This is a genomic window from Promicromonospora sp. NPDC050262, from assembly GCF_040655935.1.
GTDB lineage: Bacteria > Actinomycetota > Actinomycetes > Actinomycetales > Cellulomonadaceae > Promicromonospora.
On record NZ_JBFAKX010000004.1, the window covers coordinates 177,476 to 195,253 of the forward strand.

Below are 17,778 nucleotides of genomic sequence, written 5' to 3' on the forward strand. Positions count from 1 at the left end.
CGACCAAACTAGTCGTCCAGGAGCCAGGCTCGCAGCGCGTCGCGGCACTGCGCGAGCTGCGCGAGCGGCAGGTGCTCGTCGTCCTTGTGCGCGAGCAGCGGGTCGCCGGGCCCGAAGTTCACCGCGGGCACCCCCAGCTCCGAGAACCGGGCGACGTCGGTCCACCCGTACTTGGGCGCCGGGGCGCCACCCGTCGTGGCCAGCACCGACTTCACGAACTGGGCCGCCAGCGGGTCGTCGAGGCCCGGACGGGCGCCGCCGGCGGCGTCCGTCACGAGGACCTCGAAACCGTCGAAGACCTCCCGCAGGTGGGCCTCCGCCTCCGCGACGGAGCGCGAGGGGGCGAACCTGTAGTTCACCTCCACCGTGCACGCGTCCGGGATCACGTTGCCCGCGATGCCGCCCTCGATCCGCACGGCGTTGAGTCCCTCGCGATAGACCAGTCCGTCCACCTCGACCTCGCGCGGCTCGTAGGCCGCCAGCCGGCCGAGCACGGGCGCGACCGCATGGATCGCGTTCTCGCCCGTCCAGGCCCGCGCCGAGTGCGCGGCGACGCCGTGCGTGCGCACCTCGACGCGCATCGTGCCGTTGCAGCCGCCCTCGATGCCGGCGTTCGAGGGCTCCCCCAGGATCGCGAAGTCGCCCCGCAGGAGGTCGGGGTGGTTGCGCGCCAGCCGGCCCAGGCCGTTCAGCGCGGAGTCCACCTCCTCGTGGTCGTAGAAGATCCACGTCAGGTCGTGGGCGGGCGCGGTGCCGGGCGCCCCGAGCTCGACCGCCAGCGCGAGGGCCACGGCGACGCCGCCCAGCATGTCGACGGTGCCGCGGCCCCAGAGCACGGCGCCCGTACTGCCACCCCCGGTACCTGCGCCGTCGACCCCGTCGGCCCGCTCGACCAGACGCGTCGGCAGGTTGTCCGCGATCGGCACGGTGTCGATGTGCCCGGCCACGACCACGCGCCGGTCGCGGCCGAGGTGCGTCCGGGCCACCAGGGCGTCGCCGTCGCGCAGCACCTCCAGGTGCGGGCAGCCGCGCAGGACCACCTCGATCGCGTCGGCAAGGGCCTTCTCGTCGCCGCTGACGGACGGGATGTCGCAGAGGATCCGGGTGAGGGCGACCAGGTCGGCCCCTTCGCCGGACGGGTCGAGCAGGGCAGGGTCGATCGCGGTGTCCACAGGACAAGCCTATGGGCTCCGCGTGGCCGTTAGGCTGGACGCATGACGACCGCATGGGGCTTCGGCCTTGCCACGATCGCCGACGACGGCACCACCCTCGACACCTGGTACCCGGCGCCCGCCCTCGGCGACGCGCCCGCCGGCGCCACGCCGCCCGGGTCGCTCACCGCGGCCGCCGGCGCCGACGACGTGCGCCGGGTCCGGCTGGAGGTCGTGACCACGCAGATCGACCTCGCCGAGCCTCCGCGGAGCGTCTCGGACGCCTACCTGCGGCTCCACCTGCTCTCGGCCCGTCTCGTCCAGCCGCACGGCCTCAACATGGACGGCATCTTCGGGGCCCTGACCAACGTCGTCTGGACCAGCGCCGGCCCGTGCGCCGTGGACGGCTTCGAGGAGACCCGGCTGCGGCTGCGCGCCCGCGGGCACGTCACCGTGTTCGGCGTCGACAAGTTCCCCCGCATGGTCGACTACATCGTCCCGTCGGGCGTCCGCATCGCCGACGCCGACCGCGTCCGCCTCGGCGCGTACCTCGCCCCAGGCACCACCGTGATGCACGAGGGCTTCGTCAACTTCAACGCGGGCACGCTCGGCACGTCCATGGTCGAGGGCCGCATCTCGGCGGGTGTCACGGTCGGCGACGGGTCCGACGTCGGCGGCGGCGCGTCGATCATGGGCACCCTGTCCGGCGGCGGCAAGCAGGTCGTGTCGCTCGGCGAACGCTGCCTGCTGGGCGCCAACGCCGGCCTCGGCATCCCCCTCGGCGACGACTGCGTGGTCGAGGCGGGCCTGTACCTCACGGCGGGCACCAAGGTGACGGTGCTCGGCGCGGCGGCCGATCCGTACGGTGACGGCACCGCCCCCGTCAAGGCGCGCGACCTCGCGGGCCGCAGCAACCTGCTGTTCCGGCGCAACTCCACCACGGGCACCGTCGAGGTGCTCGACCGGACCGGCGTCGGCATCGAGCTCAACGAGGTGCTGCACGCCAACTGAGGCACCCGTTCCCGTTTTGCACCATCCCTGACCAGGCGGATTACAATTCGTGGCCCTCCTGATACCGCCCCGGACGACAGGGAGCTCGCATGGCCCTCCTGGCTGAGACCGGTTCGTCGGTCCCGCCACCCGCAGACGGCCCCACGCCGCAGCGGTCGGTCGGTCGCGCCCTGAAGTACGCCGCGGCGGTCGGGGCGGTGTGCGTGGTCGCGACGGTGGGCGTCGTCGTGGGGCTGAACCGCCTCGCGGGGTCCGGTCCCGTCACCGAGCGCTGCACGGCGGTGCTGGAGGACGCGAACTGGTACCTCTCGCCCGACCAGGCGGACAACGCGGCGCTCGTGGCCGGCACCGCGGTGGCCCGCGGCCTGCCCGCCCGGGCGGCCACGATCGGCCTGGCCACGGCGCTGCAGGAGTCCAAGCTCATCAACATCGACTACGGCGACCGCGACTCGGTGGGGCTGTTCCAGCAGCGGCCGTCCCAGGGCTGGGGCACGGTCGACGAGATCCTCGACCCGGCCTACTCCACCAACGCCTTCTACGACGTGCTGGTCGAGGTCGAGGGCTACGAGGACATGGAGGTGACGGACGCCGCGCAGACGGTGCAGCGCTCCGCCTATCCCGACGCGTACGCCCAGCACGAGACGCGGTCGCGCGCCTGGGCCTCCGCCCTCACGGGCAACTCTCCCGCCGCCCTGTCGTGCGAGCTCGCCCCGGTGGCCGACGGCGACCAGCTCGCCCCCGAGGCCGCCCGCGACGTCGTGGCGGGCCGCCTGGGCCGGGACCTCGGGCTCGCGCCCGCGACCGGTGCGGCGGACCCCAACCGGCAGGACCCGGCGTCGGCGACCGTGACGGTGGACGCGACACCGCTGACCCCCGACGACCCCGTGCGCGGCGCCTGGGCCACCGCCCAGTGGGCCGTCGCGACGGCCCAGGCCACGCAGGCGGTCGAGGTGCACGTGGACGACCAGGTGTGGCTGCGCGACGAGGCCGCCTGGACCGAGGCCGAGACGCGGCTGAACCCCGGCGAGGTCCGCATCACGGTGGACGCCGCCGAGTAGCCACAACGTGTCAGACCCTCAGGTCACCGGGGTGACCTGAGGGTCTGACACGTCTACGAGGCGGGCGGGTCAGCTACCGCCGTCCGCCATGAAGCCGCCGAGGCCCGAGGGGTTGGCGCCCTCGTCCTGCTTCGGGCGCGGCCGCTCGTAGTCCTCCTCGACGTGCAGCTCCGCGACGTCGTCGCCGAGCTTGTTCAGCAGCGCGTGCCGCGCCTCGCGACGGCGCCGCTGCTCCAGCGGCTCCGGCACGGGGGCGGCCGCGATGAGGCGCTGCGTGTACTCCTCGCGGGGGTGGTGCAGCACCTCCTCGCGCGGGCCCTGCTCGACGATCCGGCCGTTCTGCAGCACCACCACGCGGTGGGCCAGCAGGTCGATCACCGCCAGGTCGTGGCTCACGAAGAGGCAGGCGAACTTGTACCGCTCCTGCAGCGCCGTGAACATCTTGAGCACGTTGGCCTGCACGGACACGTCCAGTGCCGACGTCGGCTCGTCCGCGACCAGCAGCTCGGGGTCGAGCGTGAGGGCACGGGCGATGCTCACGCGCTGGCGCTGGCCACCGGAGAGCTCGTGCGGGTACCGGTTGTAGACGCTGCGCGGCAGCTCGACGGCGTCGAGCAGCTCCAGCACGCGGCGACGGCGCGACCGGTCGTCGCCCTCCTTGTGCACCACGAGCGGCTCGGCGATCACGTCGCCGATGGGCAGGCGCGGGTTGAGCGAGGACGCCGGGTCCTGGAACACGACGCCGATGCGCTTGCGCAGGGCCTTGAGCTCCTTGCCGCGCAGCTTGCCGAAGTCGGTCCCGAGGATCGACACCGAGCCGGAGGCAGCGGGGATGAGCCCCAGCGCGCACTTGGCGATCGTGGACTTGCCGGAGCCCGACTCGCCCACCAGGCCCACGATCTCGCCCTGGGCCACGGACAGCGACACGTCGTCGACGGCCCGGAAGGTGGGCTTGCCCACCCGGTGGTACTCGATCACGAGGTTGCCCAGGTCGAGCGCGGGCAGGTCCTCGGGCGCCGCGTCGACCGGGGCGACGTCGCCGAACTGGCCCGGCCCGGACCCCAGGTGGGGCACGGCGGCCAGCAGACGCTTGGTGTACTCGTGCCGCGGGTGGTTGAGCACCTGGTCGGCCGTGCCCGTCTCCACGAGGTCGCCCTTGAGCATGACGGCGACGCGGTCGGCCATGTCGGCCACGACGCCCATGTTGTGGGTGATCAGCAGGATGCCGGTGTTCAGCTTGTCCTTGAGCGAGCGCAGCAGGTCGAGGATGTCGGCCTGCACGGTCACGTCGAGGGCGGTGGTGGGCTCGTCGGCGATGATCACCTTGGGGTCGCACGCGATGGCCATGGCGATGACCACGCGCTGGCGCTGACCGCCCGAGAGCTCGTGCGGGTACTGCTTGAGGCGACGCTCGGGCTCGGGGATGCCGACCATGGCGAGCAGCTCGGCCGCCCGCGCCATGGCCTGCTTGCCGAACGCGATGCCGTGCAGCTGCAGCCCCTCGGTGAGCTGGTCGCCGATCGTGAGCACCGGGTTCAGGGCGGTCATGGGCTCCTGGAACACCATGGCCACGTCGTTGCCGCGCATGTTGCGCAGGCCCCGGCCGTCGAGGCCGCCCACGACCTTGTCACCCACGCGGATGGTGCCGCCGACGCGCGCGTTGCGAGGCAGCAGGCCGAGCGCCGTCATCGAGGTGACGGACTTGCCCGAGCCGGACTCGCCCACGAGCGCGACGACCTCGCCGGGCCGGACCTCCAGGTCGATGCCCTTGACGGCGTGCACGTCGCCGAACTCGGTCTTGAACGTGACGTTGAGGTCCTCGAAGGAGAGGACGGCGTCGCCGGTCGCCGAAGCAGAACCCGGTGCGCTGATGTCGAGAGTGGTCATGTCCTCAGTCCTTGCTCCGGTTCTGGCGGGGGTCGAACGCGTCGCGCAGGCCGTCGCCGATGAAGTTCACGCACAGGGCGATGGCGAGGATCATCAGGCCCGGCCACCAGAACAGCCACGGCCGGGTCGTGAACGCGGCCTGGTACTCGGAGATCAGCGTGCCGAGCGACGTGTCGGGCGGCTGGACGCCGAAGCCGAGGAAGCTCAGCGAGGTCTCCAGGAGGATCGCGCTGGAGATCGAGAGCGTCGCGGACACGATGATCACGCCGACCGCGTTGGGCAGCACGTGCCTGCTGATGATGCGCCAGGGGCTGGTGCCGACCGCCTGGGCGGCGAGCACGAAGTCGCGCTCGCGCAGCGAGAGCACCTCACCGCGCACCAGGCGCGCGAGGCTGGTCCAGGTGACCAGGCCGAGCACGAGGGCCAGGCCCCAGATGCCCCAGCCGGACGCCGTCTTGCCGAGCACGGCCGCGACGACGAGCAGGGGGATCACGATGAAGACGTCGGTCAGCCGCATGAGCAGCGACTCGACCCAGCCGCGGTAGAAGCCGGCCAGCGCGCCGATCAGCGTGCCCACGACCGTGGAGATGATGCCCACGGCGAACGCGATGATCAGCGAGAACTGCGTGCCGCGCATGACCAGGGCGAAGTAGTCCTTGCCGCCGGTGTCCTGGCCGAAGGGGTACTGCCAGGTGGGCGCGCCGTCGCCGATCTTGTCGTACTGGAGCGTGTAGCTGTTGGGCCACCACCCGGGGATCGGTCCGATGCCGATCGACGTGAAGGCCACGATGATGATGATGCCGAGCACGATCATCGAGCTGAGCGCCGCCCGGTGCCGGAAGAACCGGCGCGCGACGAGCTGGCCCTGGCTGTAGGACTTGTCCTCGCCGGGCAGCGGGGCCGCCGAGCCGCCGGCCGCGAGGCCGATCGCGTCGGTGCTGGCCACGGACACCTGGGGCTCGTAGTCCTCGCCGCCGGGGTTGCTGTTCCTGATGTCACTCATGTCTGTGTCTCCTGCCGTGGCCCGCGCTCAGCGCCGGATCCGGGGGTCGAGGGCCGCGTACGCGATGTCTGCCAGCAGGTTCATCAGCACCGCGGCAACACCCGTGACGAGGAAGAACGCCATGACCGGTGCCGGGTCCACGGCGTTCAGGCCGTCCTGGAACAGGGCGCCCATGCCCTTCCAGCCGAACACCTGCTCGGTGATGACCGCGCCGCCGATGAGGGCCGCGAAGTCGAAGGCGACGATCGTGGTGATCGGGATGAGGGCGTTGCGGAAGGCGTGCTTGACGATGACCTCGCGCTCCGACAGGCCCTTCGACCGGGCCGTGCGCACGTAGTCCTGGTTCAGGGTCTCGAGCATCGACGACCGCGTGTACCGCGAGTGCGTCGCCACGGAGACCAGGGTGAGCAGGATGGTCGGCAGCAGGATCTGCGTGGCCATGTCGAGCACCTGCTCCCAGAAGCCCCCGGTGAAGTTCGGGGTCTGCGAGCCGATGGTCGAGATGGGCCGCGACTTGACGCCCAGGAAGCTGGCCCAGTGCGCGATCAGGAGGTCCGCGAAGACCATCAGGCTGGTGATGACGCCGGTGATGCCGGTGACCAGCATGGACTGCTTGCGGGCGTAACCACCCCAGGCGGCGCCGATCCCCACCGAGACCAGCACGGCGAGCACGAACAGCCCGGCGAGCAGACCCCAGCTCGGGCTGTTGACCAGGAGCGGTGCGAAGGCGAGGTAGGCGACGATGCCGACGACCACGGTGGTGAAGGCCGCGTAGAGCGCACGCCGGTTCCGCAGGCCCGCGACCAGCGCGGTGACGAGCACACCCGCGGCGGCCGAGACCACGAGCACGCCGCCGATGCCGAACATCGGGTTGCGCCACCAGTCGAGGGCGTTGAAGACGAAGAGCATGATCGTGACGAACGCGAACACGGCCGCCGCCGTGACCAGTCGGCGTCTCCTGCTCCCGCCCAGCACCGCCTGGATCAGGAACCCTGTCACCACGGCGATGATGACTATCGTCCATGGGGCGTACTGCCCCACCGCGATCCAGTTGTTGTACTGGATGGCCGCGTACTCCTTGAGCAGCGTCGCCGCCCAGAAGACCGGCAGCGAGAAGAAGAGGAAGGCACTGAACGTGATGGAGTAGTCGAAGCCCGAGTACTGCCGGATCGCGGTGAGGATGCCGAGCGCGATGCCGACGATGATGGCGAGCACCGTGGACACGGTGATGAGCCGCAGCGTCGAGACCGCCGCCTGCTGGGTCAGGCCCAGCACGTCCACGCCGTTGATGGTGACGCCGAGGTCGCAGTTACCGGTGAAACAGCCTCCGACACCCCTGAGCCAGTCCCAGTACCGCTCGTACCAGGGATCGTCGAGCCGCATCAGCGCGATCCGCTGGTCGATGAGCTGCTGCTTGTTCTGGACGTTGGACTCGCGCAGGTCCTTGAGCGGATCGCCCGAGTTGATGGTCAGGACGTACATGAGCAATGAGGCGCCGAGCAGGACGAGCGCCGAGGCGCCGATGCGCCGGAGGATGAACTTGAGCACGGGTTGGCCCTTCGAGGCGGACGCAGCACGGCGTCTGCTGGGGAATGCGATCAGCGTGTCACTATAGGACACCGGATGAAAATTGCCGCCATTCGCCCAGGTCAGGACTGGAAATAATCCCGACCTGGAGCGAACAGCCCTGCGGGGAAGGGACCAGAGGCACCCTTCCCCGCAGGTCTTGCGTCAGGCTCGCGTCAGGAGGCGCGGGCCCACTGCTCGGAGTTCCACACGACACCGCTCTGGGCGGCGGTGTTGCGCACGTTCTCCACGCTCGAGCTGCTCGCGATGACGCCCGGGTGGGCGAACAGCGGGATGCCGAAGAGCGTGTCCCACAGCTGCTTCTCGATGATCACGGTCTGCTCGGCGTGCACCGCCTCGTCCGTGGTCCCGGCCAGCGTCTTCCACGCCTCGTCGACCGTCTCGTCCGAGTAGCCGCCGTAGTTCTGCTGACCGGTGGTCGAGTAGATGTTCTCGCCCGAGGCGATCTGGCCCGAGCCGGCCCAGGCGAACAGCGCCACCTCGTAGTCACCGTTCGGCAGGTCCTTGTCGAAGAAGTCCGGCGCGGCGTTGTCGACGATCTCGAAGCCGACCTGGTCGCACGAGGACTTGATGGCCTCGACCTCGGCGGCGCGACGCGGGTTCGGCGCGGCGTAGCCGATGCGAACCTTCTCGCCCTCCTTGAGGCCCGCGGCAGCGAACTTCTCCTTGGCGGCGTCGAGGTCGACCTCGTCGTAGCGGCCGTCGTAGGACTCGGAGACCGTGGCCTCGTAGTTGTCCTGGAACGGGAAGACCTCGCGGGCGTCCATGACGACGGCCTCGGGGGCGATCGGCTTGATCAGGTCGTCCACGATCTTCTGGCGCGGCACGCAGAGGGCGAACGCCTCACGGGCCTCCAGGCTGTCCGCGAAGATGCCCGACTTGAAGTTGAAGTCGAGGTGCTCCCAGGTCAGGTTCTGGTTGGTGTCCACCGTGACGGCGTCACCGAGCTGCTCGAGCTGCGTCACCGTGTCGACCGTGGGGCCGTTCGGCTGGATGACGTCGAGGTCACCGTTGGCGAGCGCCTGGATCTGCGCGTCGGCGGCGACGAACCGGATCGTCAGCTCCTTGGTGGCAGCCGGCGTACCCCAGTACTTGTCGTTCGCCTCAAGGGTGATGTACTGACCGGCCTCCCAGCCGTCGGCCTTGAAGTTGTACGGGCCGCTGACCGGGGTGATCGCCGGGTCCGGGACCTCGCCCGGCTGCGACAGCCAGCCCTCGTTCCAGAACTTGGCGGCCTTCTTCAGCACGTCCAGGTCGAGGTCCTGGATGGCGGTGACGAGCTCCTCGGTGGAGACACCCGCCTGCTCGGCGACGACGTGCGCCGGGAACGGCGAGCCGATCTGGATCTTCCAGTCGGCGTACACGCGCTCGTAGTCGTAGGTGAACGACTTGGCGTCCGGGGAGTCCGCCTGCGGACCCTCGGGCACGTAGTCACCCAGCGTCAGGCCGGAGATGTGGTTGAACAGGGGCACCTCGGAGCCGTCCTCGGTGACCTTGCCGTCCTCGGTGATCGCCTGGGCCGCCCAGTCGAGCAGGTAGTCGGCGTAGGTGATCGGGGTGCCGTCGGACCAGGCCGCCTCGTCGTTGAGGGTGTACTCCACCTGGAGCGGGTCCTCGGACAGCGCCTCGTAGGTGCCGTACTCCTCGTCGGTGCAGATCGAACCGTCGTCGCCGAAGTACCAGAAGCCGCCGAACAGGCGCTCGGTCACGGCACTGTTGTACGTGGAGTAGGTCTCCGGGGTGTTCGAGTTGTAGCCGAGGAACTCGTCCTCGACGGACACCTTGATCTCACCGTCAGCCGTGGTCACGTCCCCGAGGTCCGCCTTGCACGGGCCGTCGGCCGAGGCCGAGGTCGCAGTGGCTTCACCTTCGGTCGGGTCGTCGTTCCCCGCCGGGCTGGTGCACGCCGAAAACAGCAGCGCGCCACTGGCGGCCACTGCGACGGCGGCGCTCAGTCGCCTGATCTTCAATGTTCCTCCTCATGGGGATGACGGTCACGAACCACCGCCGTCCGCCTCAGCGCAGGGGGTGAGATATCCGTCACCGTCAAGGTTTCCGCTCACGCTACTCACGCGATGGGAGGGTTTGCCCTACTTCGCCGTTTGCCGGAACTGATCGTTACCGACCTGATATCGCTCCGTAGCGGCACCGTCGCCGCGCATCAAGGACGGAAACAGGGCGGTAACACCTCGGGTGAAATTTCACACCCATCCGTGCGAACGTGCCACCGCGACGAACGCGCCCCGGGTCGCGAGCACCTGCTCGGCGGTCAGCGTCGGCACCCCGGCGAGCAGCACCTCGGTCACCTCCACCGCGAGCTCCCGCTCGGACGGGCCGTCGCCGTCGGGCCGCGACCCGGCGTCGGGCAGGGGCGGGAGGAAGGTGGGGACGGGCGCGGTGGTCGCGCCCGCACCGACGGCGGCCGACGCCATCGTCGGGGCCAGGGCCGGCGCGGGCGTCACCAGCGTGACCGTCGAGGCCTTCAGGCCCCGGTCGCCGTCCTCCACCGCGAAGTCCACGACCGCGCCCACCGCGAGGTTGCGCTTGTCGAACTCGAGGTCGTTGACGTGGATGAACACGTCGTCCCCACCGGTGTCCGGGGCAACGAACCCATAGCCGCGAACCTCGTCGAACCTGATGACCTTGCCTTGAACCACGGCACACACTCCACCTCGTGAGAAACCCTGCATGATCGAGTCTAGGACGCTTGTCCAACTCCGCCTGGGCAACGCGCACGGCGCCTCTCGCGTTCCGTCCGGGCCCTTTCTCGCGGGCCGGCGGCGGCCGCCGTGGTTCCCTGGCGGTGGCATACCACGTAGCGTGTCCGGGAGCCCCGGCACCCGAGGAGAGTCCGCTGAGCACCGAGGTCTGGTACGTGAGCTACGGGTCCAACATGGCCCGGGCCCGGCTGGCCTGCTACCTCGAGGGCGGCTCCCCGCCGGGGGCGCGACGCCGCTACCCCGGGGCGCGCGACCGCACGATGCCGCGCGAGGACCGCGCGGTCGAGCTGCCCGGACGCCTCTGGTTCGCCGGCGACTCCGCCGTCTGGGGCGGCGGCACGGCGTTCTACGACCACGACGCCGTGGGCCCGACGCCCGCCCGCGCCTACCGCGTCACGACCGCCCAGCTCGCCGACATCGCCGCCCAGGAGATGCACCGTGTCCCCGCGCTCGACGATCCGCTGGAGGCCACGCTCCGCTCGGGGATCGCGCGGCGCCACACCGCGGGCCCGGGCCGGTACGAGACGCTGATCGACGTCGGGCGGCTGGACGGGCTGCCGATGCTCACCTTCACCGCGCCGCACGGGCACGCGGGGCGTCCGCACACGACGCCGTCCCCGGCCTACCTGGCGATGATCGCCGACGGCCTGCGCGAGGCGCACGGCTGGTCCGACGCCGAGGTGCGCACCTACCTGGCGTCCGTCGTCCCTCGCGACGGCGCCGCCCGACGGCGCTAGCGTGCGGGCATGACGATCCGCGCGCTGGAGACCTCCGAGGTGCTCCGGCGCGCGGACGAGATCGCCGGGGTGTTCCAGCGTGCGTTCGGCTACTCCGACGAGCGGCGCGACCACTTCCGGGACACCCGGCTCGCCTACCTGCCGCTGTACGACGGCGCGCTGACGTTCGGGGCGTTCGAGGGCGGGGCGCTCGTGGGCTTCGTGTACGGGTTCGACTACCAGCCCGGCCACTGGTGGCCGCAGCAGGTGGGGCCGGCGCTGGAGCGTGCCGGGCACGGCGAGTGGACCGAGGACGCGTTCGAGCTGAACGAGCTGGAGGTCCTGCCGGAGCACCAGGGGCGGGGCCTGGGGACCGCGCTGATGCGCGAGCTGCTCGGCCGGGCCCCGCACCGCCACACCCTGCTGTCCACCACCGCCGACCCCGCCGACCGGGCCAAGGTGCTCTACCGCCGTCTCGGCTTCGTGGACCTGGTGCCCGGGTTCCGGTACGCCGGCGTCACCGAGCGGGCGAACATCATGGGCCGACGGCGCGCGGGCTAACGCCCGCGGCGGGCCTGCCGTCAGCGCCGCCCGCCGTCAGCGCCGCCCGCCGTCAGCGCTGCCAGGCGTAGGGCGTCGTGGTGGACACCCGGACGAAGCCGTAGCGCTCCAGAATGGGGCGGGAGTACTCGGTGGAGTCGCTGTGGATCAGGGTCTTGCCCCGCGCGAGGGCCGAGCGCGCCCGCGCCGCCGTCAGGGCCCGGTAGATGCCCCGGCCGCGCCACTCGGGACGGGAACTGCCGCCCCAGATCCCGGCGAAGTCGGTGCCCGGTACGGGCTCCAGCCGCCCGGCGGTCACGATCTGGCCGTCGGCCTCCGCGACCCACAGCTCCATCTCGGGGTCGATCGCCTGCCGGCGCAGGATCGCGTTCGCCGTCCTGTCCGAGACCGGGCTGCCGAACACCTCGTCCTGCATGGCGCACATGGCGCGGACGTCCGGCTCCTCGGTGACGCGGCGCAGGGTGACGCCGTCTGGCAGGGGGACGTCGACCGCGAGGGCCGCGGCGTCGCCGATCATGATCGACTCGGGCTCCTCGGGGACGAACCCGTGCGTCAGCAGCGCCTCGTGCAGCCCCGGCACGCGGTCGTGGCCGCGGGTCTTCCACTCGACCTTGGTGATGCCGCCGTCGGCCCGGAAGTGGGCGACGGCCTCCTCGACGAGCTCCCGCACCCGCACCTCGTCCGCCCCGCCGAGGTCGCGGTAGGTGACGAAGCCACGCCCGCCCAGGAAGGTCACCAGGCGCAGGGGGCCGAGGCCGGTCACGGAGATCGCGCTCGGCGTCTCGGCGTCGGTGCGGAGCTGTTCGTCGTACGCCTGGAGCAGGCGCGAGGGATCGGTCATGGGGCGATGCTCCGTTGCCGGGCCGGAGCCCGGCAACGGAATATCAGTCCTTGACGACCACGCCGCCGTCGGCGACGAGCGGCACCCCGTTCTCCGGGGTCGCCGGGGTGTCGTCCGGGTCCGCCTCGGGGGCCGACGCCGACGTGGAGAGCTCGAACGGCTCGCCGTCGTGCTTCTCGACGCCGGTGTCGACCGTCTCGGCCAGCACCTGGACCGCCAGCTCCCGTTTGAGGACGAGCGGGTCGCTGGAGAGGTCCTTCCAGAGCGCGACGCACAGCACCAGCATCACCACGACGAACGGCAGGGCCGAGACGATGGTGATGTTCTTCAGGCCGTTCAGCGCCGCGGCCGGGTCGTCGCCACCGGCCAGCAGCATGGCGGCCGCCACGGCGCCGGTGCTCACGCCCCAGAAGATCACCGACTTCCTGGTGGGGTTCTCGGCGCCGTTCTCGGACAGCCCGCCCATGATGATCGAGGCGGAGTCGGCGCCGGTGACGAAGAAGATCGCCACGAGCACGACGGCGAGGATCATCAGCGCGATCCCGACCCAGCCGGGCACCGGCAGGGCCCCGAGCAGCTGGAAGAAGATGAGGTCGAAGTTGATGTCGGCCCCGCCCTGGCCGATCGCGGCGAGGGCCGCGCCGGTGTCCTGCGCCTGCTCGGCGCGCTCCTGCAGGCCGATGGCGCCGCCGCCGAAGATCGCGAACCACACCGTGGACACGATGGACGGCACCAGCAGCACGCCGGTGACGAACTGGCGCACCGTGCGGCCCCGCGAGATGCGGGCGATGAACGGGCCGACGAACGGCGTCCAGGACACCCACCAGGCCCAGTAGAAGATGGTCCAGGAACCCATCCAGTCCGCGAGCGCCTGGTCGCCCGACGCCGCGGTCCGCGAGGCCATCTCCGGCAGGTTGCCGACGAAGGCGCCGAGGGAGGCGGGCAGCACGTTGAGGATGAACAGCGTGGGTCCGCCGATGAAGACGATGATCGCGAGCAGGAGCGCGAGCCACATGTTGGCGTTGGACAGCCACTGGATGCCGCGCTCGATGCCGGAGACGGCCGAGAGGACGAACAGGCAGGTCAGGATGGCGATGATGACCACGAGCGTGGCCGTGCCGACCGATTCCATGACGCCCGAGTGCTGGATGCCGCCGCCGATCTGCAGGGCGCCGAGGCCCAGGGAGCAGGCGGAGCCGAACAGGGTCGCGAGGATGGCGAGGATGTTGATGACCCGGCCGCCCGCGCCGTTGACGGCCTTGCGGCCGAACAACGAGGTGAACATCGAGCTGAACAGCTGCGCGCGGCCCAGGCGGTAGGTGCCGTAGGCCATGCCGAGGCCCACGATGGCGTACATCGCCCAGGGGTAGAGGGTCCAGTGGAACAGGGTCTGCCCCATCGCGGTGGACGCGGCTGCAGGGGTGGACCCGTCGACGGTGCCGGGCGGGGGCGCCATGTAGAAGTAGAGCGGCTCACCCACGCCGTAGAACATGAGGCCGATGCCCATGCCGGTCGCGAACATCATCGCGATCCAGGACGGGGTGGAGAACTGCGGCTTCTCGCCGTCCTGGCCCAGGGGGATCTTGCCGAACCTGCCCATCGCCACGACGATCACGAAGACGGTGAAGATCGTGGCGGCCGTGACGAACAGCCAGCCGAAGTTCTTCAGGACGCCGCTCAGCGCGCTGTCGGACACCGAGCCGAGGCTGTCGGGGCTGACGAAGCCCCACACGATGAAGGCGAGAGCGATCAGGCCGGCGACGCCGAAGACGATCCGGTCGGTGCCGACACGGTGGTCCTGTGGCCCGCGTGCGGCCCGTTCGACCCGGCGTGCGGCGTGCTGGACCCGCCCCAGCAGGGTCTTGGTGGTTTCTGAGGTACTCATCACAACGGCCCTCCTTTCCGCCCGGGTCTGCCGGGTGGTCACACGGGAGGGCCAGGACTCCTTTACACATGAAGCGGCGATTACAGAGCGCTTCACGTTAGCATCACACCTGCTTTTCACCCTGGCGCGGGGGCACGGCGGACGGCGGCACGCCCGGGAGCGCGCCGCCGTCGGTCAGCCCTTGAGGCCGCTGTGCGCGAGCCCCTGGACGAACTGCTTCTGCGCCACGAGGAACACGGCCAGGACGGGCAGCACGGTGAGCGTCGTCGCTGCTAGCTGGACGTTCCACATGGGGCCGCCGTACGCGTCGACGTACTGCGTCAGCGCCTGCGGGAGCGTGAAGTTCTCCTTGCTGGACAGGTACACGACGGGTTCGAGGTACAGGTTCCAGGACTTGAGGAACGTGAAGATCGCCACGGCGCCCAGCGCGGACCGCGACAGCGGGACCGCGATGCGCCAGAAGACTCCCCAGCGCCCGAGCCCGTCGATCCGGCCCGCCTCCTCCAGCTCGGTCGGCAGCCCCAGGAAGAACTGGCGCATGATGAACACGGCGAGGACGGCGGGCGCCCCGAGCACCGGGATCACGATGAGCGGCCAGTGCGTGTTGATCAGTCCCAGGCTGTTGACGATCCGGAACAGCGGGACGATGGTCACCTCCGAGGGCACGAGCAGCCCCACGAGCACCAGGACGAACAGCGCGTTGGCCCCGGGGAACCGGATCCGCGCGAACGCGTAGCCCGCCATCGCGGCCACGAGCATGGTGCCGATCGTGACCAGCACCGCAATGTAGAGCGAGTTCCAGTACTGCTGCGCGAACGGCTGCAACGTGAACACCCGCCCGTAGGCCTCCAGCGACGGGTCCTGGGGCCAGATGGTCGGCACCCGGCGCAGGATCTCGCTCATCGGCTTGAGGCTGGAGGTCGCCATCCACCAGGTGGGGAAGACGAACGGCACGCTCAGCACGGCCAGGACCAGCACGAGCAGCCAGCGGGTCAGGCGTCCACGGGCACGGGCGCCCAGGCCCCGGCGGTGCGGGGCCGCTCCCCCGGTCACGCCGTCCCCGGGCGCGCCGGGCGGCGCGGCCGGGGCACCGCGCCCGGCGACGGACAGCACGTCGGACGTCGTGTCCGGCTTCACGTCAGACTTCATGGAAGACCCACCTCTTGCGCGACTGCCACTGCAGCAGCGTCAGTACGAGGACGATGACGAACAGGAGCACCGCCAGCGCGCTGGCGTAGCCGAACTCGTTGAACCGGAACGCCTGCTGGTACAGGTAGTAGACGAGGACCGTGGTCGAGTTCCCGGGGCCGCCGCCGGTCAGGACGTCGATCTGCGCGAACACCTCGAGCGAGCCGACGATCGTGATGATCGAGACCAGCAGGATCGTCGGGCTGATCAGCGGCAGGGTGATCGAGCGGAACCGCCGCCACGCGCCGGCCCCGTCCAGCCGCGCCGCCTCCTGCAGCTCCTCGGGCACGCCCTGCAGCGCGGCGAGGAACAGAATCATGTTCAGCCCGACGTTCTTGAACACCTGGACGACGATCACGGCGATCATGGCCGTGCTGGGATGCCGCAGCCAGTTCGGCCCCTGGACGCCGGCCTGCTCCAGGAACCCGTTGATGCCGCCGTCGGCCTGGAGCAGGAAGCTCCAGACGATCGTCCAGGCGACCAGCGAGACGACGACGGGCGAGAAGAAGAACGTCCGGAACGTGGTGGTCCCGGGCAGCTTCTGGTTGAGCAGGACGGCGAGCAACAGCGCCAGCGCGATGTTCACCACGACGAGCCCGATCGAGAACCACACGGTCGCCGCGAGCGCGTCCGCCAGCCCCGGGTCGGACGCCATCCGCTGGTAGTTCTCCGCCCCGACGAACGTGAACGTGTTCGCCAGGACGTTCCACTCGTGCAGGGAGTACCAGACCACCATGCCGAGCGGCAGGACGACGAAGGCGAGGGATCCCAGGACCACCGGTGCGACCATGGTGTACCCGACGAGCCAGTCGCGGCGCACCGCCGCTGACGCCGTTGCCACGATCAGTCCTCCAGCAGCGGCGTGATCGCCGAGCAGGTGTCGGCCAGGACGGCCTCGACGTCGGCGTCCTCGACCCAGAGCGCGTCGAGCTCGGCGCGCACCGTCTCCGACAGCTTGGCGAAGTTCTTGTGCGCCGGCTTCGTCACCGCGTCCTCGACGCCCTCGACGACCACGGCCTCGAGCTGGTCGGCGGTCAGCTTCGGGTTGGCGGCGGCCAGGCTGTCCCCGTTGAGCAGGGACTGGCGGGGCGGCGGGAAGTAGGCCGCGAGCTGCTCGGCGTTCTCCGCGTTGGTGAAGTACGCCAGGAAGTCGGCCGCGACGTCCGGGTGCTCGCCCGCGGCGAAGACCCCGACCCCGGCCTGGCCCACGACGTTCTGCTTGCCGGCCGGGCCCTCGGGCATGGGCACGATGTCCCAGTGGAAGGAGTCGTCGAGCGACGAGGCCCGGCTGATCTGGGTGATCGTCATCGCGGCGTCACCGGCGAAGAAGTCGGCGGTGGTGCCCGGCGTCGGCAGGGCACCGTCGGTGAACACGGCGTCGTGGAACCAGGTCATGGCGTCGACCATCTCCGGCTCCGTGAAGGTGCACTGCGTCCCGTCCGCGCTCCACGGGGCCGCCTTCCACCCGGACCAGACCGTGGCCAGGTTCTCCCACGCCTGGTAGTCGAAGTCCCGCACCACCAGGCCCTGCTTGCCGGAGTCCGCGGCGGTCGCCGCGGCGATGTCCCGGGCGGCGTCGAAGGTCCACCTGCCGTCGGCGACCAGGTCGACCGGGTTGGGCTGGCCCGCCGCCTCGATCTGGTCGGTGTTGACGAACATCGCGAACGGGCTGTTCGAGAACGGGTAGGCGTACAGCCCCTCGCCGTCCTGCCACAGCGACAGGGCGCTGGGCACCAGGTCGTCGTACGCGTAGCCCTCTGTGCCCTCGAGCACCGGGCGCAGGTCCACGAGCGCGCCGCTGGCCACGAACTCCGGGGCGTTGCTCTCGAAGATCCAGGCCAGGTCCGGGGCGTTGCCGCCGGCGAGCTGGGTGGTCAGTGCCGTCGTGTAGTCCTCGAACGGGATGGTCTCGAACGTCACGCTCGAGACCAGCTCGGGGTTGTCGGCCACGTACGCGTCGGCGATGGACTGGAAGAGGCCGAGCTGGGTCTCGTCCGCCGTCCAGACGGTCATCCGCAGGTCGACCGGCTCGGACGGGGTCTCGGGCTCGCCGACGGGCGCGTCGGTCCCGCCCGCGCACGCGGTCAGGGCCAGGGCCGTCCCGAGGACGGCGGCGGTTCCCGCCGTCCTGCGGGTCCGGGGGTGCAGTGCAGACATCAGTTCTCCTTTG

General features: G+C 70.7%; 15 protein-coding genes. 4 read left to right on the plus strand and 11 right to left on the minus strand.

Annotated features, from left to right (window positions below; translation table 11 throughout):
• Window positions 1-8 precede the first annotated feature (8 nt).
• Entirely contained in the window at window positions 9-1,172 is a 1,164-nt protein-coding gene (dapE, locus tag AB0I29_RS08195) for a succinyl-diaminopimelate desuccinylase (protein ID WP_357480185.1), read from the minus strand.
• Window positions 1,173-1,214: 42 nt separating this feature from the next.
• On the opposite strand from dapE, the gene dapD reads away from it, so the two are divergent.
• Both dapD and AB0I29_RS08205 read left to right on the plus strand, forming a co-directional pair.
• Complete coding sequence (gene dapD / locus AB0I29_RS08200) at window positions 1,215-2,162, plus strand: 2,3,4,5-tetrahydropyridine-2,6-dicarboxylate N-succinyltransferase (RefSeq protein WP_285102720.1); 948 nt, start codon at window positions 1,215-1,217, stop codon at window positions 2,160-2,162.
• A gap of 89 nt (window positions 2,163-2,251) precedes the next feature.
• Window positions 2,252-3,220 (plus strand): hypothetical protein, encoded by a 969-nt coding sequence (locus tag AB0I29_RS08205; protein WP_357480188.1) that lies wholly within the window; start codon window positions 2,252-2,254, stop codon window positions 3,218-3,220.
• A gap of 69 nt (window positions 3,221-3,289) precedes the next feature.
• Here the strand turns inward: AB0I29_RS08205 and AB0I29_RS08210 are convergent, their stop codons facing one another.
• From AB0I29_RS08210 to AB0I29_RS08230, 5 genes are all read right to left on the minus strand, one after another.
• The gene (locus tag AB0I29_RS08210) at window positions 3,290-5,107 is read right to left on the minus strand and encodes an ABC transporter ATP-binding protein (RefSeq protein WP_285102717.1); all 1,818 of its coding nucleotides are present in this window, start codon (window positions 5,105-5,107) and stop codon (window positions 3,290-3,292) included.
• A gap of 4 nt (window positions 5,108-5,111) precedes the next feature.
• Window positions 5,112-6,110 carry an ABC transporter permease gene (locus AB0I29_RS08215; RefSeq protein ID WP_285102716.1) on the minus strand — a complete coding sequence of 333 codons (999 nt, stop codon included), beginning with the start codon at window positions 6,108-6,110 and terminating at the stop codon, window positions 5,112-5,114.
• 27 nt (window positions 6,111-6,137) lie between these two features.
• Entirely contained in the window at window positions 6,138-7,658 is a 1,521-nt protein-coding gene (locus AB0I29_RS08220) for an ABC transporter permease (protein WP_285102715.1), read from the minus strand.
• Window positions 7,659-7,852: 194 nt separating this feature from the next.
• The gene (locus AB0I29_RS08225; protein ID WP_285102714.1) at window positions 7,853-9,667 is read right to left on the minus strand and encodes an ABC transporter family substrate-binding protein; all 1,815 of its coding nucleotides are present in this window, start codon (window positions 9,665-9,667) and stop codon (window positions 7,853-7,855) included.
• 231 nt (window positions 9,668-9,898) lie between these two features.
• On the minus strand, window positions 9,899-10,354 hold the full coding sequence (locus tag AB0I29_RS08230; RefSeq protein WP_357480194.1) for a cold shock domain-containing protein: 456 nt from the start codon (window positions 10,352-10,354) through the stop codon (window positions 9,899-9,901).
• A 218-nt stretch (window positions 10,355-10,572) separates the two neighbouring features.
• Here AB0I29_RS08230 and AB0I29_RS08235 point away from each other — a divergent pair, with 218 nt between their 5' ends.
• A complete protein-coding gene (locus tag AB0I29_RS08235; protein WP_357480197.1) occupies window positions 10,573-11,154 on the plus strand; it encodes a histone deacetylase in 582 nt (193 codons plus the stop codon).
• 9 nt (window positions 11,155-11,163) lie between these two features.
• Entirely contained in the window at window positions 11,164-11,694 is a 531-nt protein-coding gene (locus tag AB0I29_RS08240; protein WP_285102709.1) for a GNAT family N-acetyltransferase, read from the plus strand.
• 52 nt (window positions 11,695-11,746) lie between these two features.
• Here the strand turns inward: AB0I29_RS08240 and AB0I29_RS08245 are convergent, their stop codons facing one another.
• From AB0I29_RS08245 to AB0I29_RS08265, 5 genes are all read right to left on the minus strand, one after another.
• Window positions 11,747-12,535 (minus strand): GNAT family N-acetyltransferase, encoded by a 789-nt coding sequence (locus AB0I29_RS08245; protein WP_357480201.1) that lies wholly within the window; start codon window positions 12,533-12,535, stop codon window positions 11,747-11,749.
• A gap of 43 nt (window positions 12,536-12,578) precedes the next feature.
• Window positions 12,579-14,420 (minus strand): BCCT family transporter, encoded by a 1,842-nt coding sequence (locus tag AB0I29_RS08250; RefSeq protein WP_357480204.1) that lies wholly within the window; start codon window positions 14,418-14,420, stop codon window positions 12,579-12,581.
• A gap of 174 nt (window positions 14,421-14,594) precedes the next feature.
• On the minus strand, window positions 14,595-15,569 hold the full coding sequence (locus AB0I29_RS08255; protein ID WP_357480207.1) for a carbohydrate ABC transporter permease: 975 nt from the start codon (window positions 15,567-15,569) through the stop codon (window positions 14,595-14,597).
• On the minus strand, window positions 15,559-16,449 hold the full coding sequence (locus AB0I29_RS08260) for a sugar ABC transporter permease (protein WP_357480211.1): 891 nt from the start codon (window positions 16,447-16,449) through the stop codon (window positions 15,559-15,561). The genes AB0I29_RS08255 and AB0I29_RS08260 overlap by 11 nt, the downstream gene beginning before the upstream one ends.
• A gap of 2 nt (window positions 16,450-16,451) precedes the next feature.
• Entirely contained in the window at window positions 16,452-17,765 is a 1,314-nt protein-coding gene (locus AB0I29_RS08265) for a sugar ABC transporter substrate-binding protein (RefSeq protein ID WP_285102699.1), read from the minus strand.
• Between the last annotated feature and the right edge of the window lie 13 nt (window positions 17,766-17,778).